Origin of the sequence: Streptococcus mitis (genome assembly GCF_019929545.1) — a bacterium.
GTDB lineage: Bacteria > Bacillota > Bacilli > Lactobacillales > Streptococcaceae > Streptococcus > Streptococcus mitis_BU.
This window is the reverse complement of the sequence record NZ_JAHZPT010000025.1, coordinates 1-21,828: the sequence shown is the minus strand read 5'-3', so window position 1 is coordinate 21,828 and position 21,828 is coordinate 1. Positions and strand designations below refer to the sequence as shown.

Annotated in this window: 16 protein-coding genes and 1 pseudogene; 1 reads left to right on the top strand and 16 read right to left on the bottom strand. The window is 43.7% G+C overall.

All coding sequences use genetic code 11. The annotated features are described in order from the left end of the window. The first annotated feature begins 189 nt into the window (after positions 1-189). The gene (locus K1I71_RS07375; protein WP_031237756.1) at positions 190-906 is read left to right on the top strand and encodes a GntR family transcriptional regulator; all 717 of its coding nucleotides are present in this window, start codon (positions 190-192) and stop codon (positions 904-906) included. Between the two features lie 210 nt (positions 907-1,116). Here K1I71_RS07375 and purB read toward each other — a convergent pair whose 3' ends face one another. From purB to K1I71_RS07290, 16 genes and pseudogenes are all read right to left on the bottom strand, one after another. Continuing rightward, complete coding sequence (purB, locus tag K1I71_RS07370) at positions 1,117-2,412, bottom strand: adenylosuccinate lyase (protein WP_223330624.1); 1,296 nt, start codon at positions 2,410-2,412, stop codon at positions 1,117-1,119. Positions 2,413-2,475: 63 nt separating this feature from the next. Beyond that, a complete protein-coding gene (locus K1I71_RS07365; RefSeq protein WP_223330619.1) occupies positions 2,476-2,703 on the bottom strand; it encodes a phosphoribosylaminoimidazole carboxylase in 228 nt (75 codons plus the stop codon). Between the two features lie 9 nt (positions 2,704-2,712). Then, a complete protein-coding gene (gene purK, locus K1I71_RS07360; protein WP_263284786.1) occupies positions 2,713-3,804 on the bottom strand; it encodes a 5-(carboxyamino)imidazole ribonucleotide synthase in 1,092 nt (363 codons plus the stop codon). Continuing rightward, complete coding sequence (purE, locus tag K1I71_RS07355; RefSeq protein ID WP_045606535.1) at positions 3,791-4,282, bottom strand: 5-(carboxyamino)imidazole ribonucleotide mutase; 492 nt, start codon at positions 4,280-4,282, stop codon at positions 3,791-3,793. Before purE ends, purK begins: the two co-directional genes overlap by 14 nt. A gap of 191 nt (positions 4,283-4,473) precedes the next feature. Next, a complete protein-coding gene (gene purD, locus K1I71_RS07350; RefSeq protein WP_223330617.1) occupies positions 4,474-5,736 on the bottom strand; it encodes a phosphoribosylamine--glycine ligase in 1,263 nt (420 codons plus the stop codon). Between the two features lie 122 nt (positions 5,737-5,858). Next, positions 5,859-7,405 (bottom strand): annotated as a pseudogene (gene purH, locus K1I71_RS07345) (bifunctional phosphoribosylaminoimidazolecarboxamide formyltransferase/IMP cyclohydrolase). Between the two features lie 200 nt (positions 7,406-7,605). After that, the gene (purN, locus tag K1I71_RS07340) at positions 7,606-8,151 is read right to left on the bottom strand and encodes a phosphoribosylglycinamide formyltransferase (RefSeq protein WP_223330616.1); all 546 of its coding nucleotides are present in this window, start codon (positions 8,149-8,151) and stop codon (positions 7,606-7,608) included. Beyond that, positions 8,148-9,170, bottom strand: coding sequence for a phosphoribosylformylglycinamidine cyclo-ligase (purM, locus tag K1I71_RS07335; RefSeq protein WP_223330615.1), 1,023 nt, complete (start codon positions 9,168-9,170; stop codon positions 8,148-8,150). Before purM ends, purN begins: the two co-directional genes overlap by 4 nt. A gap of 36 nt (positions 9,171-9,206) precedes the next feature. Further along, a complete protein-coding gene (gene purF / locus K1I71_RS07330; RefSeq protein ID WP_223330614.1) occupies positions 9,207-10,649 on the bottom strand; it encodes an amidophosphoribosyltransferase in 1,443 nt (480 codons plus the stop codon). 93 nt (positions 10,650-10,742) lie between these two features. Continuing rightward, entirely contained in the window at positions 10,743-14,468 is a 3,726-nt protein-coding gene (locus tag K1I71_RS07325) for a phosphoribosylformylglycinamidine synthase (protein WP_045606525.1), read from the bottom strand. Between the two features lie 198 nt (positions 14,469-14,666). Further along, positions 14,667-15,374 (bottom strand): phosphoribosylaminoimidazolesuccinocarboxamide synthase, encoded by a 708-nt coding sequence (gene purC / locus K1I71_RS07315; protein WP_033686106.1) that lies wholly within the window; start codon positions 15,372-15,374, stop codon positions 14,667-14,669. A gap of 275 nt (positions 15,375-15,649) precedes the next feature. Further along, positions 15,650-16,999: a competence pheromone export protein ComB gene (gene comB / locus K1I71_RS07310; protein ID WP_033686105.1), complete on the bottom strand. Its 1,350-nt coding sequence runs from the start codon at positions 16,997-16,999 to the stop codon at positions 15,650-15,652. A 12-nt stretch (positions 17,000-17,011) separates the two neighbouring features. Further along, positions 17,012-19,165: a peptide cleavage/export ABC transporter ComA gene (comA, locus tag K1I71_RS07305; protein ID WP_223330613.1), complete on the bottom strand. Its 2,154-nt coding sequence runs from the start codon at positions 19,163-19,165 to the stop codon at positions 17,012-17,014. A 589-nt stretch (positions 19,166-19,754) separates the two neighbouring features. After that, positions 19,755-19,934 (bottom strand): hypothetical protein, encoded by a 180-nt coding sequence (locus K1I71_RS07300; protein WP_223330612.1) that lies wholly within the window; start codon positions 19,932-19,934, stop codon positions 19,755-19,757. A 115-nt stretch (positions 19,935-20,049) separates the two neighbouring features. Then, the gene (locus tag K1I71_RS07295; RefSeq protein WP_045606519.1) at positions 20,050-20,781 is read right to left on the bottom strand and encodes a response regulator transcription factor; all 732 of its coding nucleotides are present in this window, start codon (positions 20,779-20,781) and stop codon (positions 20,050-20,052) included. Next, the gene (locus K1I71_RS07290) at positions 20,778-21,593 is read right to left on the bottom strand and encodes a GHKL domain-containing protein (RefSeq protein WP_223330611.1); all 816 of its coding nucleotides are present in this window, start codon (positions 21,591-21,593) and stop codon (positions 20,778-20,780) included. Before K1I71_RS07290 ends, K1I71_RS07295 begins: the two co-directional genes overlap by 4 nt. Between the last annotated feature and the right edge of the window lie 235 nt (positions 21,594-21,828).

Here is a 21,828-nt window from a genome sequence, read left to right as displayed (position 1 = left end):
TATAAAAATCTTGTAATCTATAGTCATAACAACATTTTAGCACCATGTATAAAAATGTAGATTTTTCTATTTATTCCTATGTAAATTAACCTTATAGCCTATTATTCTAATTTTTTTATTCAAAAGGCTACTATTCTTTCCAGTTTTATGGTAAAATCTTTAACGGAGAAGGAAAATCGAGGTGAAAATATGGCAATTCCAAAGTATCAATATATTAAAGATGAGTTAAAGAACAAAATCATTTCTGGTCAATTTGCCAGTGGAGATAAATTCTACACTGAAGCTGAATTGATTGCAATGTATGATGTTAGTTCTATCACAGTTGTTCGCGCTTTAAACGACCTTGCCAAGGATGGCTATATTGTCCGTCAACAAGGAAAGGGTACATTCGTTTCACGCGCACGCAAACACAAACTCGTAGAGTTTTCAGATGTAGAAGTTTTTGAAACTAAAGATGATAAAGTTACCGTCCTTTCTATTGAGCGTGGAAATAAACTAAGCTACTTAGAAAAACTTGGACTTCGCGGAGATCAGTTCTACTACAAGATTGAACGCGTTCGCGAAACGGGTGGTGTTGTGTACATCTACCATACATCTTACATTCCAGAACAATACATCAACGCAAATTATCCAAATCTTGAATATTATAGCTCTATCTATAACCGTTTCAAATTGGATTACCACATTCACATGAATGATGAACATTTTGAAGAAATCAATGAAATAGCATTTCCAACTCCAGAACATGCGGCTTCGGTCCTCGGAGTCGATGAACAATTCCCAACCGTTTTACAAACCAAGACTACTAAACTAGAGTCTACTGGTCAAGTTCTCGCTTACAGCGAAACATATAAACGAGCGGATTACTACAAAATCAAATTCATTTCATGTGACCGTGATCACTAAGAAGAAAGCCTGAGCCTCGCTTGGGCTTTTTCTATGCTTATTATATGACATTAAAAATATATTTTCTATATGTCAATTAAGATAAACTAAATTTGTTTAAATTTTACTAAAATATAGGTAATTTTTATCAAAAACACTTTAAAATAAAAGAAAAATCGAAGTTCTTCTACTCCTATAAATAGAGTAATAGAAATTCGATTTTTATTCTAATTATCCTAAACCAAGACGTTCAAAGATATCATCCACTCGTTTGGTGTAGTATGTAGGGTTGAAGATTTCATCGATTTCTTCTTGAGTGAGGCGAGAAGTTACCTCTGGATCTGCTTCGAGAAGCGGTTTAAAGTCTACTTGATTATCCCAAGAGTAGGCTGTTTTTGGTTGCACCAAGTCATAGGCTTGCTCACGGGTCATGCCTTTTTCAATCAAGGTCAACATAGCGCGTTGGCTGAAGATGAGACCAAAAGTTGAGTTCATGTTACGGATCATGTTTTCAGGGAAGACTGTCAAGTTCTTAACGATATTTCCAAAACGGTTAAGCATGTAATCAATCAAAATGGTTGTATCTGGTGTGATGATGCGCTCAGCTGATGAGTGAGAGATATCACGCTCATGCCAGAGAGCAACGTTCTCATAGGCTGTAATCATGTGCCCACGAATAACACGCGCAAGACCCGTCATGTTCTCAGAACCGATAGGGTTGCGTTTGTGAGGCATTGCTGAAGACCCTTTTTGCCCCTTAGCAAAGAATTCTTCTACTTCGCGTTGTTCTGATTTTTGCAAACCACGAATTTCTGTTGCCATACGTTCGATTGAAGTAGCGATGCTAGCAAGAACTGCAAAGTACTCAGCGTGAAGGTCACGAGGAAGCACCTGTGTGGAGATTTCTTGAGCACGGATACCCAATTTGTCGCAGACGTATTGCTCAACGAATGGCGGGATATTGGCAAAGTTACCAACCGCACCAGAGATTTTACCAGCTTCCACTCCAGCAGCTGCATGCTCGAAACGCTCGATATTGCGCTTCATTTCGCTGTACCAAGTCGCCAATTTAAGACCAAAAGTTGTAGGCTCCGCATGCACACCGTGGGTACGACCCATCATGATGGTGAACTTGTGCTCCTTAGCCTTATCAGCGATGATGTTGGTGAAATTTTCAAGGTCACGACGAATGATGTCGTTGGCCTGCTTGTAGAGGTAACCGTAAGCCGTATCCACCACGTCAGTTGATGTCAAACCATAGTGAACCCACTTGCGCTCTTCACCAAGAGTCTCAGAAACCGCACGCGTGAAAGCCACCACATCGTGACGCGTCTCCTCTTCAATTTCCAAAATACGGGCAATGTCAAAGTCCGCTTTCTCGCGAATCAAAGCTACATCTTCCTTAGGGATTTCCCCCAACTCAGCCCATGCCTCGTCAGCCAAGATTTCTACCTCAAGCCAAGCACGGTATTTATTTTCTTCACTCCAAATGTTCGCCATCTCAGGACGAGAGTAACGGTTAATCATATTGTTCATTTTTCCTTTCTTCTTAAGCTGTTGGGAATAAGCTATCTAGGTAAACCAAGATTTCTACTCAAACTCCTCTTTTCCAATAAACACAGATGGATAGTGTGGTAATTCATTGAGATGAGTATCCAATGGTAAATCATAAATCGCTAGATAGTTTTCAGGGTACTGTGCAACTAGCTCTGCATATTTCGCTTGTACCTTATCTTGGTCAGCACTAGCAAACAAGACTTCAACAACTGCTCCAGTCTTATCCTTTTCAACAAAAGCGTTAACGATTATTTGTATCATAGACTTGTCCTAAAAATCAATCCCTTTCCCTAACTCCTCAACCTCATCTGGCACATCACTAAACAAAGTCACATGTCCCATCTTGCGGTTGTGCTTCGCTTCTATTTTACCATACATGTGGAGGTGGGCGCTTGGATTTTCTGTCACATATTGCTCAGCAGCCTCGACATGCTGGCCGAGAACATTGAGCATGACGGCTGGGGCATGTAGTTTGATGGCTGGCAATGGTGCTCCGAGAACACCTAGAATATGGGCATCAAACTGAGAGAAGTCACAGGCTTCGATTGAGTAGTGTCCTGAATTGTGTGGACGCGGGGCAATCTCATTGACAATGATGTCATCAGCCGTCGCAAACATTTCCACACAGAGGGTTCCAGACAGGTTAAGCTGTTCAGCAATCTTCACTGCCATGGCTTTTGCTTTTTCAGCTAGACTTTCTGAAATACGGGCTGGCACAATGGTTTTTGAAAGAATGTTGTTTCGGTGGATATTTTCCTGAACTGGGAAAACTGTCACATCCTTGCCATTTCCTGACACGATGACAGAAATTTCAAGGTCAAAATTGACAAATTCTTCCAAGACACAGGCTGCTGAGTCAGCTAACGCATAGGCTTCTTCCAAGTCTGCTTCCGAGCGAATGACCTTTTGTCCATGGCCATCGTAGCCACCTGTTGCAGTCTTGAGGACATAGTTTTTAGAAAGGTCAATATCTGCCAAATCTTGGATTGAGGTCACAACCTTGTAAGGTGCTACAGTGACTTGAGCCTTGTTTGAGAGGAAGTCCTTCTCAAAAATCCGATTTTGAGAAATGCGAAGGAGATCTGTTCCTTGAGGGAGCTGACCATCCTTAATGACAGCATCCAAACCGTCAGCATCGACATTTTCAAACTCATAGGTTAAGACATCGCAACGCTCAGCCAACTGACTCAGAGCATCCACGTCATTATAAGGCGCCACAATGATTTCCGCTACGCGAGAAGCTGGGCAATCAGCCGCAGGATCCAGCGCGATAACCTTGTGCCCCATGTAGATAGCAGAAATGGCCATCATCTGACCCAGCTGGCCGCCACCTATAATTCCGATTGTTTTAGATGAGCTCATTTGTAGACTCCTCTGCGATTTTTCCTTGCTCTTCTGCAAAATCTGCCAATGCTGTCGCGATAGCCTGATCCTCTACTGAAAGGAGACGAAGGGCAAAGAGAGCCGCATTTGTCGCACCTGCTTCACCAATAGCCATAGTTGCGACTGGTACTCCACCTGGCATCTGAACGATGGAATAGAGTGAATCCACGCCACTAAGGGCACGAGATTTGACTGGCACGCCGATGACTGGAAGAGTTGTTTTGGCAGCTACCATTCCTGGCAAGTGGGCTGCGCCACCAGCACCTGCGATGATGACCTTGATACCACGACTACGCGCTTCTTCGGCATGCTTGAACATAATGTCAGGTGTGCGATGGGCAGAGACAACCTTCTTTTCGTAGGCTACACCGAAGCGGTCTAGGACTTCGGCTGTTTTTTGCATGGTTGTCCAGTCGGATTTTGAGCCCATGATGATGGAAATAATTGGTTTAGTCATAATTTTTCCTTTTTTCTTCTTTTTTGATAATGGTCTTAGGTGGTGGGGACGGAAGCAAACCTTCGGTTTCATTCCTAAACTTTGAGCCTAAGGTCTCAAAGTTTCCCCGACCAGAACAGATACTGTTCTGGTCTTTTCACCACGGCAACCATTATCGGGTTTGGCGACTCAGTCGCGTTATTCTTATATCTTTACTTAATCGCCTTGCTTCCGATATCGGTTCGGTAGAAGAGCCCTTCTGTGTTTTGTTTGTCGAGTTGGCTGTAGATGGTGTTTTGGGCTTCTTTGACGGTGTCTGCTGTGGTAACTAGCATATAAACACGTCCACCGTTTGATAGCAGTGCTCTGCTATTTTCCGCAAACTTAGCCCCTGCATAATAGGTGATAATGTCGCCTTCTGTCTTGGCTGGCAACTTGACACCTTTTTCATAGTCTAGCGGATAACCATTGGATGCGACAACCACACCCAGCGTCACACCCTTGTCCGTCCACGTGATCTTCGGATCCTTACCATCGAGAATATCCGTGATATTTTGCGCAAAATCAGAGGTTAATCGAGGTAGAATAATCTGAGTTTCAGGATCTCCAAAGCGAGCGTTAAACTCGATGACCTTAGGTCCATCAGCTGTCAAGATAAGCCCTGCGTAAAGGACACCCAGATAAGGGCGACTTTCTTTAATCATCCCTTCGAGGACTGGCTTGACAATGGTGTCGACCGCTATATCAACTACACTATGTGGTAAGTGTGGAACTGGCGCATAGGCACCCATACCACCCGTGTTAGGCCCTTTGTCGCCATCATAGGCACGTTTGTGGTCCTGAGCCGTTGGCATGATGTAGAACTTATCACCATTGACAAAGGCAAAGAGTGAAAATTCCTCCCCATCAAGGAATTCCTCAATAACTACACGCGCACCTGAATCACCGAATTTATTGTCCAATAGCATCTCATGAGCTGCTTCGACTGCTTGCTCAACCGTCTCCGCAACGACGACACCCTTCCCAAGCGCCAAGCCATCCGCCTTGACTACGATAGGCGCACTCTGCTTTTCGATATAGGCCTTAGCTTCCTCGAAATCTGAGAATGTGCCATAGACTGCTGTCGGAACGCCGTATTTAACCATGATTTCCTTGGCAAAATCCTTAGACCACTCAAGTTCAGCCGCAGCCTTAGTCGGACCAAAAGCTTTGAGTCCTGCCGCATTGAAATCATCCACAATCCCAGCCGCAAGGGCGTCATCTGGCCCGATAAAGGTCCAAGCAATATCGTTGGTTTTTGCAAACTCAATCAATTTAGAATGTTCGGAAATGGAGATATTCACCACCTCCAAACCATCCAGAGTCATCCCATCATTCCCAGGAGCAACAAAAACCTTTTCTACCTCTTTTGACTCAAGCAACTTCTTAGCAATCGCATGTTCACGACCACCCGAACCGACAACTAACAGCTTCATCTTACAACCTCTTTTGCGAATTATTTACTAACATTATACCACAAACGTTCGTTTTAATCTTGTTTAACTCCGCGTTTTTACGCAAAAAAAGGAAAGAAACTTTTTTCTTCCCTTTAACGTTCTTAATGTCTAAAATGTCTCACGCCTGTGAAGACCATGGTCAAGCTATATTTATCTGCAGCTTCGATAGACTCTTGGTCACGGACGGATCCACCTGGCTGGATGATGGCCTTGATGCCTGCTTTGGCGATTTCTTCCACGTTATCCGCAAATGGGAAGAAGGCATCGGAAGCAAGCACAGCGCCGTCAAGACGGTCTTTAGCTTGGTCAATAGCGATGCGAACAGAAGCCACACGGTTAGTCTGACCTGGACCAACACCCAGTGTCATGTGGTCGTTGGTTACAATGATTCCGTTTGATTTGACGTATTTAATAGCCTTCCAAGCAAACTCAAGAGCTGTCGCTTCTGTCTCAGTTGGTTGGCGTTTGGTCACCACTTGCCAGTCAGCTGGACTTTCTTTGACAACGTCTTGGTTTTGCACCAGAAGTCCACCGACAACACCTGTGTATTCTGCTTCCACTTCGCTAGCCTCTTGAGCATCAAATGGCAAGGCAAGGATACGCAAGTTTTTCTTTTTGTTGGTCAAAATGGCTAGCGCTTCATCCGTATAGCTTGGTGCAATGATAATTTCAAGGAATACACCATGCATCTTCTCAGCTGTCGCAGCATCTACCTCACGGTTAAGAACGACAATCCCACCAAAGATAGAAACTGGGTCAGACTCATAAGCGTAGTCCCAAGCAGTCTCGATGTCATCAGCCTGACCGATTCCACATGTGTTCATGTGTTTGAGAGCCACAACGGTTGGACGGTCTTTGAAATCACGGATAATACGAATGGCAGCGTCAGCATCGCGGATATTGTTGAATGACAATTCTTTCCCGTTGAGCTGTTTCGCTGAAGCAATCGAGTAGTCTGTTGGCAAAGCTTTTTGGTAGAAATCCGCGTCTTGTTGAGGGTTCTCACCGTAACGCATAGCTTGTTTGAGGTCATAGGTCAAAGTGAGCTTTTCAGGTTTGCTTTCCCCCACTTGAGCTGTGAAATACTCTGCAATCAAGGCGTCATAAGCCGCTGTATGACGGAAAACCTTGGCTGCCAAACGTTGGCGGGTTTCGTAAGTCGTTTCGCCGTTGGCTGACAACTCGTTAAGCACCACATCATAGTCAACAGGGTCTACAACAACTGTTACGCTGGCATGATTCTTCGCTGCCGAGCGAAGCATAGATGGCCCACCGATATCGATGTTCTCCACCGCATCAGCATAAGTCACGTCTGGTTTGAGAATCGTTTCTTTAAAGGGATAGAGATTGACCACCACAAGGTCAATCAATTCAATCTTATTATCTTTAGCCGCTTCTAGGTGGCTATCCAAGTCGCGCCGAGCAAGGAGCCCACCGTGGATATTTGGATGGAGGGTCTTGACACGACCGTCCATCATCTCTGGAAACCAGTCACATCATCGATAGCAATGGTGTCCACACCAGCAGTATCAAGGGCAACCTTAGTTCCACCAGTCGAGATAATCTCCCAACCAAGTTTTTTAAGTTCTTGGGCAAATTCAACAATGCCCGCTTTGTCTGAGACGCTGATTAAGGCGCGTTTAGTCATGTTTTTTCCTTTCATTTTCAAACTCTCTACCTACGAATTTTTCGATTCATAAAGTGTAGGGAGACGATTACCAAGACTCCCAAAATTACTGTCAGTAAAAATCTCCCCCAATAGGGAATCTCTGGGAACAAAAAATTTACTAGTAAACGTAGAATGATTACCAAGGTAATCAAGGCAAGTGTTTCCAACCATTTTTTCATTTACTTGTCCAACAATTCTCTAATAACTTCCGGATACAACTTGTACTCCGCTTCATGAATCCGAGTTTCAAAACTTTCAATGGTATCATCAGCCAACCGTGGTACACGTACTTGTTTGATGACCTTTCCTGTATCCACTCCAGAGTCCACCCAGTGAATGGTCACACCAGACTGATCCACGTCAGCATTCCAAGCATCTTCAATCCCATGAGCTCCTGGAAATTCTGGCAAGTAGGCTGGATGAATATTGATAATTCTGCCTTCATAAGCCGCCAATAAGGTTGGCCCAACGATTTTCATGTAGCCTGCTAGACAAACCAAGTCAATCTGGTGCTCTTCTAATAGCTCAACAAGGGCTGCTTCGTAGTCTGCCTTGCTCTCAAACTCCTTGAGTTCAAAAGCATAGGACAGAACGCCGAGCTTGTCTGCACGTTCGAGCACATAGGCATCACGATGGTCTGAAAAGACAAACTCCACTGAAAACTGTTCGGCAATCACCTGAAAATTTGAGCCATTACCAGAGGCAAAAACCGCTATTTTTTTCATTTGATGATGACACTTTCGTTTTCTTTCTTGACGATGCGACCAATTTCATAGACTGGTTCATCCAACAATTCCTTGACACGAATTACATTTTCAGGGCTAACTGCTAGCATAAGTCCCACACCCATATTGAAGATTTCAAACATTTCTTCGTGTTTGATCTGACCGTATTTTTCAAGGGCTTTGAAAATCGGTAAAACTGGAACCTTGTCTTCCTCAATCTCAGCAGCCAAGTCAGCTGCAAACATACGAGGGACATTTTCGATAAAGCCACCACCAGTGATGTGGGCAATGCCGTTGACCAACTCTTCCTTGATGAGTGGCAAAACAGCCTTGACATAGATACGAGTCGGCTCAAGAAGAACTTCCTTGAGTTGCTTGCCTTCCAATTCTGGCAAGATTTCCTCACCTGTGTAATCCGCAAAGACACGACGGACGAGAGAGTAACCATTGGAATGAATCCCACTTGAAGCAAGTCCAAGAAGAACATCTCCCTCTGCCACTTTTGAACCGTCAATGATTTGAGATTTTTCAGCCACACCAACCGCAAAACCAGCCAAGTCGTAGTCATCTTCGCCATACATACCAGGCATTTCAGCTGTTTCCCCACCGATGAGGGCAGCGCCTGCCTGCACACAACCTTCTGCCACACCAGCAACCACTTGTTCTAGCTTAGCTGGTTCATTCTTCCCTGTCGCTACGTAGTCAAGGAAATAGAGGGGCTCCGCACCTGCAGCGATGATATCATTGACACACATGGCCACACAGTCCTGACCGATGGTATCGTGCTTGTCGTACTTAATAGCCAGCATGAGCTTAGTTCCGACACCATCAGTCCCTGAAATCAAGACAGGTTCTTTGACACCTGTTTTTGAAAGGTCAAACATACCACCGAAACCACCAAGAGCTCCCATAACACCTGCGCGCTCCGTACGAGCCACGTGCTTTTTGATTCGTTCAACAACTTCATAACCCGCTTCAACATCCACACCAGATTGAGCGTAAGCATTCTTATTTGTCATTTTTATATTCCTTTTCTTTAACGGAAAATCTATCATCTATTTGTAAAAACTGGTCTTTTCTTCCAAACTTCGACGATAGTCTTCTTCGTAGTCATAGAGAGGTGTCGGGTAGTCACCGTCAAAATAAGCAACACAGAGACCACCATTTGGTGCATCTGTTTCAATCCCAATCGACTCAATCAACCCCTCAATAGAAAGATAGGTCAGACTGTCCGCACCAATGATTTGGCGAGTTTCTTCGACCGTATGATTAGCCGCAATCAGCTCCTGACGTGTCTGGATATCAATCCCGTAGAAACATGGATAAGCTAGCGCTGGACTACCAATAGCAACGTGAACCTCAGTTGCACCCGCTTCTTTCAAGAGCTGAACGATACGACGAGAGGTTGTTCCACGTACAATAGAGTCATCAATCATAACCACACGCTTGCCTTTGACAACACCAGAAACTGCAGACAATTTCATCCGCACCCCTTGCTCCCGCAATTCTTGAGTCGGTTGAATAAAGGTCCGTTGCGTGTATTGGTTCTTGATAAGGCCCATTTCATTTGGTAGCCCGGACTCTTCCGCAAATCCCATAGCCGCGCTGAGGGAAGAATTGGGCACACCGACCACGATATCCGCCTCGTGCTTGAATTCACGCGCCAATTGAGCACCCATACGTTTACGTGCTGTATGGACATTGACACCATGAATGTTAGAATCAGGGCGAGCAAAATAGATATACTCCATAGAACAGATTGCTAACTGAGTATCATCTGTATAGCTATCATACTGGATTCCCTTGTCATCAATGATCACAATCTCACCTGGCTTCAAATCACGAATCCACTCAGCACCAATGACCTCAAAAGCACAGGTTTCAGAGGAAACCACCACCGCTCCGTTGGCCATTTTCCCGATAGAAAGCGGACGAAAACCATTGGGGTCAAGAGCCGCAATCAACTTGTCCTCAAACAGCAAGATATAGGCAAAACCACCTTTAACAAGGCTGAGCGCTTCCTTGATTTTGCCCATCAGGCTAGGATTATGACTGCGACGAATGAGGTGAGCCAAGATTTCCGAGTCCGAAGTTGCGCTGAAAATTGCTCCTCTTTGTTCCAATTCTTTCTTGAGAGAGGTAGCATTGGTCAGATTTCCATTATGAGCCAAACCAAACTGCATATCGTGAAAACGGAAGAGGAAGGGCTGGATGTTATCTACAGAAGCTTCGCCAGCAGTCGCATAACGCACATGCCCAATCGCACCAGTTCCTGTCAATTTATCTAAGTTAGCAGGATTTCTGAAGACTTCTGATAGAAGCCCCATATCGCGATGCCGCTTTAGTTTCCCTTGGTCATTGGAGAGGATTCCTGCCCCCTCCTGACCACGGTGCTGAAGACTATGGAGACCAAAATAGGTCAATTTAGCAGCATCTGGATGTCCCCAGATGCCGAAAACACCACATTCTTCATTAAGAGATTTTACTTCGTATGTCATTTTATATACCTAATTTTTATTTGTGTAGCACCAAGAGCTAAATCTACATGACTTTTACATTACTGATACTATCTATTAGAAAATCTGTAAGTCTTATTTTCCAGTAAAGTATTTAACCGCTGACGCGAACAGGTGCTGGTCTTTATTTCCTGGGATATTTTGGAAAAGACCATCCTCATAACGTTCTGAGTGTCCCATCTTACCGATGATTTGGCCGTTCTTGCTGGTAATTCCTTCGATGGCATGGACAGAACCATTTGGATTGTACTTAGAATCCATACTTGGTTTGCCGTCAAAGTCAACGTATTGGCTGAAAATTTGTCCGTTGTCACGGAGCTCTGCAAATTCCTCAGCTGTCACGACAAATTTCCCTTCACCGTGCGAAACAGGAATGGCGTGGATATCACCCACTTGCACACCAGTCAACCATGGTGAGTTGGTATTGGCAATGCGAGTTTCTACCATCTTGGCCACGTGTTGGTTGGCGTCATTGTAGAAGAGGGTTGGGCTCGTACTGCTGGCATCTTCAAAGTTTCCGTATGGAAGAAGACCTGATTTGACCAAGGCCTGGAATCCATTACAGATACCGATAATTAAACCACCACGGGCGATAAAGCTATCAATAGCTACACGCACTTTTTCATTAAGCAGGATGTTGACGATAAACTTAGCTGAACCATCTGGTTCGTCCGCAGCTGAGAATCCACCTGCAAAGAAAAGGATATTAGCCTTGCTGATGTTGTCAACCATAGTTTCAACTGACTTGACAATAGCTTCTTCATTGAGTGTCACGAATGGCACCAAGTTAACCTCTGCGCCTTCTTTTTCAAATGCCTTGGCTGAGTCATATTCTGAGTTGGTTCCTGGGAAGACTGGGATATAGACCACCGGTTTTTCAACTTTTTCTTTAGCTTTAATCACAACATCTGATGCCACAGCTGGTACTTCAGCTAGTTCTTTGGCTTGGACAAATTCTGTTGGGTAAACTTCTTCCAGTTTGCCTTGGAAGGCACTGTCAAGTTTCTGTCCATCTAGCTTCACACCGTTGACAAGAAGTGTAAAGTCTGCACTTGTTTGACCGATTTTCTCTACTCCAGCAATTTCTTGAGGCGATGTAAAGACAAATCCGCCCAATTGTGCTGTCAAAGAACTTTCAAGCTCAGACAAGGTTATCTCTGCTCCGATATGGTTTCCAACGGTAGCAAGAGCCAAGCTTTCAAGCACACCGCCGTATTTGACAGCTGATGCAGATGTTACTTTGTGTTCAGCTTGGATGGCTTCAAACCAAGTAAAGTTTTTCTTAATCAAGTCAAAATCAATCTCTGCAGAGAGGGCTTGACCTGGGATGTAGTAAATATTTTCCCCAACAGCTTTAAATTCTGGAGAGAGCACATTACGGCTATCTGCCGTCGTCACCCCAAAGGCAACCAAGGTTGGTGGTACGGTCAATTCTTCAAAGGTCCCAGACATGGAGTCCTTCCCACCGATAGATGGCAAGCCAAGTTGGATTTGTGCTTCGATAGAGCCTAGAAGGGCGGCTACTGGCTGACCGAAACGCTCTGCCTGTTTGTCCATGCGCTCGAAATATTCTTGGTATGAGAAACGAGCCTTAGACCAGTTTGCACCAGCAGCAACCAAACGAGCAGTCGCTTCAATAACCGCATAAGCAGCACCGTGGTATGGAGACCATTCTGCTAGGTAAGGGTTGAAACCTTGAGCCATGACAGACGCGGTATGAGTCACACCGTGTTGAACTGGTAATTTTTGCACAGATGCCTCAGTTGGTGTGAGTTGGTAACGACCACCAAGTGGGTGATTAACCGTTGAACGACCGACCGAACAGTCAAAGATGGTTTGCAAACCTTTTTGACTAGCGTGGTTCAAGTCAGATAGAACCTCAAGAGTATCTGCTTCAAGTGTGTTAGCAGATGTTTGACGTTCTTCTGGAAGCTTGACATCCTTATCCACAACCTTAGCATCGACGACCACGCGCACACCATTTGTATCAAGGAAACGACGTTCCAAGTCGACAATGGTTTCACCATTCCAGTGCATGACTAAATTTGGTTTTTCAGTTACTGTCGCAACAACAACAGCGTCAATATTTTCTTTGTTACATTCGGCAACGAAGGCATCCACATCTTCAGGACGAACCACGACCGCCATCCGTTCTTGTGATTCAGAGATTGCAATTTCGGTACCATTCAAGCCTTGGTATTTAAGAGGCACTTTATTAAGATCGATTTCAAGGCCGTCTGCCAATTCACCGATAGCTACACAGACACCACCAGCACCAAAGTCGTTGGATTTCTTGATAAGACGAGTCACATCGCCATTACGGAAAAGGCGTTGAATCTTGCGTTCTTCGATGGCATTCCCTTTTTGTACCTCAGCTCCAGCAGTCTCTACAGACTCAACTGTTTGAACCTTAGAAGATCCCGTTGCACCCCCTACACCATCACGTCCAGTCTTACCACCGAGCAAGATAATCACGTCACCAGCTTCCGGTTTTTCACGAACCACATTGCCCTTGGGAGCCGCACCGACTACTGCACCTAACTCCATACGTTTAGCTACAAAACCTGGGTGGAAATATTCACGAACATAGGTCGTCGCAAGCCCAATCTGGTTACCATATGAAGAATAACCATGAGCAGCTGTCTTAGAAATGACCTGTTGTGGCAATTTACCAGCGCGAGTTTCCGAAATCGGAGCTGTAATATCACCCGCACCAGAGATACGCATGGCTTGGTAAACGTAGGAACGGCCTGACAACGGGTCACGAATGGCTCCACCGATACAAGTAGCCGCTCCACCAAATGGCTCAATTTCCGTTGGGTGGTTGTGGGTTTCGTTTTTAAACATGAGGAGCCAAGGTTCCTTGACACCATCAACGTCCACTTCGATTTCAACCGAGCAGGCATTGATTTCGTCAGACACCTCCATATCGTCCAAACGTCCATTAGCACGCTCATAACGACCGAAAATAGTCGCCATGTCCATCAAGGTTTGTGGTTTCTCCGAACGGCCCAACTCATCACGCATGGCAATATACTTGTCATAAGTCGCCTGCAATTGCTTTTGGAATTTCGATGCTGAGAAATCAATCTGTTTCAACTCTGTTTCAAAAGTCGTATGACGGCAGTGGTCAGACCAGTAAGTGTCCAAAACCTTGAGCTCTGTTTCCGTCGGCACGCGCCCTATTGACTTAAAGTAGTCTTGGATAAAGAGCAAATCATCCACTTCCATGGCCATCCCTTGCTCTGCCTTGTAGCGGGCAAAGTCTTCTGCTGTATAACTTTCAAAGAAAGTCAATTTAGGAATGGTCTTGTCCGACTCTGAAAATTCCTGCTTGGCAATCCCTGTTGTGATGTCCTTGAAACGAGAATCAACTGGGTTGAGTAAGTAGTTTTTGACTGCTTCCAACTCAGTCGCATCAATATCTTTATTGACCAAGTACAATTGTGCTGTATTAACCGTCACATCACTCGAACTTCCCAACAAAAGCAAGGCTTCCTGTGAAGAAGCCGCACGCTGGTCAAACTGCCCTGGCAGGCTTTCAATGGCAAAGAAAGCATAGTTGGCAAGATCCGCCTGTACAGCAGCTTCATCCAAGACATGGTCTGTCACCTGCTCAGAGAAAATGTGTTTCTCTGCAGGCGCAAACAAGTCCTCAGCCAAGCTAAAGACATCATACACTTGCACAATACGAATACTTTTCAAGCTTGAAAGTCCCAAGTTATGCTGGAGTTCTCTAACCAAACTCTCTGACTTGACCTGAAAATCAGCCTTTTTTTCAACAAAAATACGTTTATCCATCAATTCTTATTCCTTTATTTCAGCTCTTACAATGTTCCAACGACCTTGAGGTTGTTATTTCAATTCTTGCAACTTTTCCCAAACAATCTCGTAAACGTCGGTTAGTTCTCCCAATCCTCTACGGAGTGAAAAGGTCGGGGGACCTTTTCAGCCTAAGTCCTTTTAGTTGAGAGACGAAGGTTTTCCGTTGCAAACAGATTATTTCAATTCCTGCAACTTTTCCCAAACAACTTCATAAACATCGGTTAATTCACCTAGTCCCCTACGGAAAACATCCTTATCCATGTGGTTGCCATCCGCATCCCACAAACGGCAGTTATCTGGTGAAAATTCATCTGCTAAGATAATCTTGCCATCCTTGTCAAAACCGAACTCTAGCTTAAAGTCAATCAACTTAAGCCCAATCTCAGCAAACCAAGCTTTCAAGAGTTCATTGATACGACGGGTTTCTTCCTTCAAGTAGGCAATCTGCTGGTCATCCGCAATCTTTAGAAATTTCACATGCTCATCATTGATAAAGGGATCATCCAAATCATCATTTTTATAGTAAAATTCGACAATCGGAGTCTCAAATGCGATACCTTCGTCTACACCAAAACGTTTTGAAAAGGAACCAGCAGTATAGTTGCGGAGCACGACTTCCAAAGGAATAATCTTAACCTTTTTATTGAGTTGTTCCGTGTCTGAAAGCTTCTCCACAAAGTGAGTCGCCACACCAGCCGCATTTAATTTCTCAAAAATAAAAGATGAAATCTGATTATTCAATACTCCCTTGCCTGCAATCTGCTCCTTCTTGACACCATTGAAAGCAGTCGCCTGGTCCTTGTAAGTTGAAATAATAAGATTTTCATCCTCAGTTGTATAGATGTCTTTAGCTTTTCCCGAATAGATCAATTGTTTTGACATTTTAAAGTTCGCCTTTCGTATTACTTGAGCACATTCTACCACAAAAAACCTAAAATTACAAGAATTTAACCGAATAAATAACACATTAACTCTAAAAATCGTAAAGAAAAAACTGCAAGAAGTATCTTTCTCACAGTTTTAAAATCATTTAATACTCTTCGAAAATCAAATTCAAACCGCGTCAACGTCGCCTTGCCGTACTCAAGTACAGCCTGCAGCTAGTTTTCTAGTTTGCTCTTTGATTTTCATTGAGTATAACTCCAAAAACACGAACATTACTCTTTATTCAAAAACTGATCCAAATAATAGCGCAGATAACTTTTCTTGCCCGTAATCATCTGCAGACGACCTTCCACCCCATACCGAAGTTTTTCAGCCTGCTCAGAAGTTAGATTAGTCTCCGCCTCGATTTTAAAGAAATTCCCTTTCTCAGTCTTGGTAGCTGTCGCATCTATGCTGGTAATCGTAGAATCTAGGAAAATTTGATTCTTGGCATCATGAGTCGTAGTATAACGAACAGAGTCCCCAATCTTGACTCTTGCTACATCTTTTGAACTAAGATAAGCTGTTAGTTTGGCTTTCCCTTCTTTTTCCAAGGACGGATAGAGTTGGGCTAGTAGGCCACCTTCTGCAACCATGGTAGAATCACTAGTCTCAGGATTAAGGTGAAGCACCCCATCCTCACTGGCCGTAATTTTCCCCTTGTCTAGAAGATTTCCCTGTACCTTCTTACCTGACTCTGCTTCCAAGATTTTCTGGTCTAGAAGGGTCAATTCCTGACCAACCTTTGCCAAGTGTTGGGATTTGAGAGACTCCAATTGACTGCTTAAGCCTGACGCATAGGCTTGCTGGATACCTGAACCTGCATACTGGACACGATAAGTAGCAAGACTAGATTCTAACTGAGAAAGCTGTGCTTCTACCTGCGCAACTGCTTGTGCCTTAGCTTGCGGATTTTCCTCGCCCTGAGACTTGTAGGACTGGAAGAGAGAGTAGGCTAGATTCTGACTGGCCAAGGAAGCACCTGTTTCAATAGCTGACTTAGCTGTCTGGTAATCGCGAATTTTAGCCTCTGTTTGACTGATGAGGTTGCCGATTTCAGCTTGGGTTTGACTAGCTGCTGCATTCTGGGACGCGATAGTCTCGTTTTGTTGCGATGTACTAGCCCTAAGACTGCCTGCTTGACTGATGTAGTCGCGAAAGGTGGCCTGGTAGCCAAACTTATCCTCCTCTGGAAAGTAATCCGTCCCTTCTTGCAGACTCTTCTGCAAATACTCCAATTGCTTTTTTTGATCCTTGAGCATGTCCAACTGACTGGCATAGGACTCCGCTTGAACACCTTCTGCCCCTTCCTGATATTGAAGCAGAAGATCCCCCTTCTTAACCAGCTTATTTTCTTCCAAATGATTGACAAGAATGCGATTGTTGCTAGTTGACTGGATATTTGCAAGGATACGACTAGGCTCAACAGTAGCTCTAGTTGACAAACTCATCTCCTTCTCTGCCAAAGTTGCAAAGCCAAGCAAAAACACGAGCAGAAGAGACATGGGTACAATCACCCGACTGGAAAAATTATGGTAACGACGATTGTAAAACTCCGCACTTTCTAAAAATTCTGGTTTCATCCTCTCCTCTTTCTAGCTATTCACCAAATGGGCGTAAAAACCACCCTGTGCAAGCAAATCAGCATGCTTTCCTTCTTCGACAATCTTGCCCTGATCCAAGACAACAACCTTCTCTGTCCGCTCAGCAATGGTCAAGCGGTGGGCAATGAAAATCAAGGTCTTGTCCAAAGCCATGAGATTATCAACAATCCGCTTCTCTGTCAAAATATCCAAACTGCTGGTCGCCTCGTCCAAAATCAAGACCGGTGCATCTGTCAAGAGAACACGCGCCAGAGCAATTCTCTGACGTTGACCACCTGAAATTCCTGCTCCATCCGAAGTCAATTCTGTCTGGTAATTCAGTGGCATGCGCTCAATGTCCTCCCGAATCTCTGCCAATTCGACCGCCCGTAAGATATCTTCCTGTGTCGTCCCCTCCTTGGCTCCCAAAAGAAGATTGTCCAAAATCGTTCCGTTAAAGACATAGGGCTGTTGAGGCAGATAGTTGATATACTGGCGCAAGGCCTTTTTATCAATCTGATTGAGATTGACACCACCCAGACTAATCTCCCCTTGACTTGGGTCGTAAAAATTAACCATCATCTTGGCCAAGGTCGTCTTACCTGACCCTGAAATCCCCACAAAAGCCACCTTAGAACCTTGGGGAATGGTCAAATTGATATCCAACAAGACGTCTCGACCATAGCCATACTTGTAAGAAACCTGCTTGAAGGTCATATCTCCCTTCATCAAGCTCAAATCCTCAACCGTTTTCTTCTCCTCAAACTCCGAAGCTACCAGATATACTTCATTTAGACGGTTATTGGCAACCTGTGCTGTCTGAAGCTTGGTTTGCAGATTGATGATATTTTCCAAAGGATTTGTAAAGTAAACCAGCAAGGTATTATAGGTAATCAACTGCCCCAAACTCATCTTGCCATCCATGACCAGAACAGCTCCCATCCAGAGAATGCCGACATTGAGTAAGAGATGGGCAACTTTTTTCAGAGCCTTTTGCTGACTCTCTGCCCGACTATAGGTAAAGGATTTTTTCAGATAATCCACAAATTCCTTGTCAATCTTTTGGTAACGCTGACTTTCACTGGTCAAAGACTTGATAGTCTCAATACCGTTGATGTCCTCAATGATAGAAGAAGACAGAACCGCATTGGCTTCCATGGTATCCCGATTCATCTTTTCAAACGGCTTCATAAAGGCAAAGATAATCACTGTATAGATAGGAAGTGCCAATAAAGTCATGAAAAAGAGATTGGTATTTTGTGAAAATAAAACAAGGGAAATAATGACAACCGTTGACACATCTAGGAAAATCGAAAGGATGGTCGAAGCCAGCGCATCGATAATACTGTTAGCATCCGTGAAACGAGACACGATTTCCCCTGTCCGACGTGTCGCAAAGAAGGACATAGGCAGGTGAAAAACATGCTTGATATAGGACAAAATCACATCAATCGACAAGCGTTGCCCCAAAACAAGTAAGAGATACTCCTGAGCGTAAGACAAGATTTGCTGGAGGATATAGACAATCACCAGCCCAATAGAAATAATCCCCAGTGTCGAACGCATTTGATCTGGCACATAGGTATCAATGATAGACTGCAGATAATAAGAACCCACAATGTTAATCAAGGTTACCAAGAGTGTTGCCAAAACGATATTAGCAATCAAGCCACGCTGCTTCACTAATATAGGGATAAAAGAGAGCAGACCATTCTTTTGATCCTTATGAGGCTTGTAGTCTGGACTAGGTGCCATAAACAGAGTCACTCCTGTCCATTCTTCCGCAAAACGCTCACGTGGCAGTTTGGTCAATTTCACCCCAGGATCTGGATCGGCAATATGAATGCTATCCTTGTCCTGCCCAGTCACCACATAGTAGTGGAGCAATTTCCCTTCCTTAAGCACATGAGCAACAAAAGGAAAAGTCAAATCTGGCAAGTCAAAAAGCGTCATATCCGCCTTAATTGCTCGCGTCTCAAAACCAATCTCCTCTGCCACCTTAACCAAGCCCAAAGCCGTCGTCCCATCCATGGTCGTCTTGGCCAATTCTCGCAAGTGAGCCAAAGAATAATAACTACCATAGTAACCAAAAACCATGGCTAATGAAGCTACACCGCAGTCCATCTGATCCACTTGCGGACGATAGTGACGTTTCCCAAATTTCATATTCATCTCCTTTTTCCTAATACTCAATGAAAATCAAAGAGCAAACTAGAAAACTAGCCGCAGGCTGCTCAAAACACTGTTTTGAGGTTGTAGATAGGACTGACGAAGTCAGTCACATATCTACGGCAAGGCGACGTTGACGTGGTTTGAATTTGATTTTCGAAGAGTATAAACTCATCTGATAATAACTATCTTACCCCAATCCCCAAACAAAAACTGGACTTCCTCCCCAAATGCGCCTATCTCCCTCCCAACTGCACTTTTCGGATAAAAAAATAGGCAGAACAAGCGTCCTACCTACTAAAAATATGCTATTGAAAGGAAAATGATTTTTTTCTAACACCCTAGGCAAGCTTGGAACAAATAAATCATTGATAGTAACCTTTACGACATCCTATTTAAAGTTACTTCAATTTTTAATGTCCCTGCTATTTCTAAGCCACCTCTGGTATGATCTATTCATAGTCAGAATAGATAACACCGTTCTAAATTACGATTCATAGTTACTCCTTTTAAATTTCAATGCGATGCATTCTTAGATTCTAGCCTAGCTATTTTCAGCGCAGACTAACAAGTCATTCTTAACTGTTTACTCTACTCGCTTTTTATTGACCTTATATCCTAGATAAAAGAGCCCAAATAAAACGGGGTAAATTTCTGGATAAAATAGGGTATTGATCGGATTTCTCAAAATCAAATACGTTGCGATGTAGATTATGAACGATACGGTAAAATAACCCTCAGCAAAAGCCAATAAGAATGTTTTCATAGCAAACCCCTTTCTTTTTCCTCTTACTTATCTATTCGAAAAAAAGTCAAAAAATAAGAATATCAGAAAATTTTCCGACATTCTTATTGATAAACTCATCCAAGTCTAACAGATATTAGACATTGAGATGTTTTTTAAGGGTTCTTCTGGCTGTTCGTGATACGGGGAAGTGCAAGCCTTCTAACAAGGTCACTTCTGTGGCAGTCATCTCTTCAATTGCCTGTAAACTGACTAAAGTATTGCGATTGGCATAGACAAAGTAATCTTTTTCAGCCTTGGCAGCGATATCCTTGAGACTGCCATAAATGGTCTTGATAGAATGATTGGCATAATAGACCTTGATACGATGGGATTCCACTGAAGTTTCAAAGGCTAAAATCTCATGGTAGGGCAGAGTAAAGCCCCGTCTTCCCTCAAAACTATAGGTGAAGAGACGCATATTTTCCCTCTTGTCCACTGCCAGCACATAGTCCAGACAGCGCTCCAGCTGACGACGGTAATCCTCCTCTGGCTGATCCTTGGAAATAAAATCCAAGGCAGATAAGTGGTAGCGAAAAGCTAGAGGCAAGGCCTCCGAGTGCGTGGACACAAAGACAATGCTTGTAAAGGGATCTCGCTCCCGAACCTGTTGAGCAACCTGAAAACCCCGTTCACGCTCTCCATCAATCTCTAAATCTAATAAATAGAGCTGGTAATGGTCAAAATACTGTGAATACTTTTCAACGTCCCCATAGTTTTTGGCAATATCAATTTCCAATCTTAAATTGCGAGAGCGACCGATATCTAGTAAAGTCTGCTCTATCCGTCCTTGTTGGACTCTATCATCTTCCAAAACTAAAATTCTCATTCCTCTCCCCCTCGTTTCTCATTCTTAAATGGCAATTCTAAATCTTGTCTAAAAGTCGTCTCTCCTAGCTGGGTATCTAAGTTCAAATCATAATGAAAAACCATATCCTCCAAGGTTGCCAAGCCCAGTCCACTGTGGTTACCCTTGGTAGAGTAACCCTTTTGACTGAGAATGCTGGGATTCAGTTCTTCTTTCTTACGAGTGTTTTCAATGATAAAACGGACACTCCTATCACTTGCCAACAAAGCAACCCGAATCTGCGGATTTTCAGACTCACTCGCTGCCTCTAAGGCATTTGTCGTGAGGATAGAGAGGATACGGATAGCCTCCAACATCGGCAAATCCAGCTCTTCGACAACCCCCACCGTCTCCAAACTAAAATGAATTCCCTGCTTATCTGCCACAATCATGGCTTTTGCCAAGGTATTACGAATGGCTATATCATGGATATTATGAAGATTAAAGGCCGTGTAGTCCGCCTTTCTCAGCTTTTCATTGGTCTTCAGAAAGACATCTTGATAAATGGTAGAAACCTCAGTCATATCTTGATTAGCTATAGCAGGCTCCATACTGGCGACAATCCCTGCAAAATCATGACGGAAACCTCGAACCTCATCATAGAGATGACCTAGCTTATCCACCATTCCTTGCAAGGAACGATTTTCATCTTCCTGTCTCTGAATGGTCTGCTCATCACGATAAACCTGCTCTAAATGCTTGACGTAAAAGAGCCAAGAGAAAAAGAGAATGAAAATCAGGAGAGAAATGGTCGTGTCAAAACGAACGTAGAAAGAACTATTTCTATTTGTCATGAACGAAGAGAATATCCTAAACACAGTCAGAGGTAGGATAATGAAAAAACTCTTATGATAGTGGGTTTTGAAAGTATCTGAAAAGAATAAATTCAAATCCAAAGACCAACGCTTCATAATTTTACAACATAGAAAGATTGATAATAAATCAAATATAGATGGGCACCTCTAAAAACCTATCCAATGGACACCAAAATATGAGATAATAGCCTTATCATAAGATGAGGTTATTATT

What these genes read in the sequence shown, in the direction of transcription:
- purM (WP_223330615.1), bottom strand. Translation starts at nt 9,170, where the DNA reads ATGACAAATAAGAATGCTTACGCTCAATCTGGTGTGGATGTTGAAGCG.
- K1I71_RS07365 (WP_223330619.1), bottom strand. Translation starts at nt 2,703, where the DNA reads ATGATACAAATAATCGTTAACGCTTTTGTTGAAAAGGATAAGACTGGA.
- purC (WP_033686106.1), bottom strand. Translation starts at nt 15,374, where the DNA reads ATGTCAAAACAATTGATCTATTCGGGAAAAGCTAAAGACATCTATACA.
- purK (WP_263284786.1), bottom strand. Translation starts at nt 3,804, where the DNA reads ATGAGCTCATCTAAAACAATCGGAATTATAGGTGGCGGCCAGCTGGGT.
- purB (WP_223330624.1), bottom strand. Translation starts at nt 2,412, where the DNA reads ATGATTAACCGTTACTCTCGTCCTGAGATGGCGAACATTTGGAGTGAA.
- K1I71_RS07290 (WP_223330611.1), bottom strand. Translation starts at nt 21,593, where the DNA reads ATGACAAATAGAAATAGTTCTTTCTACGTTCGTTTTGACACGACCATT.
- purE (WP_045606535.1), bottom strand. Translation starts at nt 4,282, where the DNA reads ATGACTAAACCAATTATTTCCATCATCATGGGCTCAAAATCCGACTGG.
- purN (WP_223330616.1), bottom strand. Translation starts at nt 8,151, where the DNA reads ATGAAAAAAATAGCGGTTTTTGCCTCTGGTAATGGCTCAAATTTTCAG.
- K1I71_RS07325 (WP_045606525.1), bottom strand. Translation starts at nt 14,468, where the DNA reads ATGGATAAACGTATTTTTGTTGAAAAAAAGGCTGATTTTCAGGTCAAG.
- K1I71_RS07295 (WP_045606519.1), bottom strand. Translation starts at nt 20,781, where the DNA reads ATGAGAATTTTAGTTTTGGAAGATGATAGAGTCCAACAAGGACGGATA.
- purD (WP_223330617.1), bottom strand. Translation starts at nt 5,736, where the DNA reads ATGAAGCTGTTAGTTGTCGGTTCGGGTGGTCGTGAACATGCGATTGCT.
- purF (WP_223330614.1), bottom strand. Translation starts at nt 10,649, where the DNA reads ATGACATACGAAGTAAAATCTCTTAATGAAGAATGTGGTGTTTTCGGC.
- comA (WP_223330613.1), bottom strand. Translation starts at nt 19,165, where the DNA reads ATGAAATTTGGGAAACGTCACTATCGTCCGCAAGTGGATCAGATGGAC.
- K1I71_RS07300 (WP_223330612.1), bottom strand. Translation starts at nt 19,934, where the DNA reads ATGAAAACATTCTTATTGGCTTTTGCTGAGGGTTATTTTACCGTATCG.
- K1I71_RS07375 (WP_031237756.1), top strand. Translation starts at nt 190, where the DNA reads ATGGCAATTCCAAAGTATCAATATATTAAAGATGAGTTAAAGAACAAA.
- comB (WP_033686105.1), bottom strand. Translation starts at nt 16,999, where the DNA reads ATGAAACCAGAATTTTTAGAAAGTGCGGAGTTTTACAATCGTCGTTAC.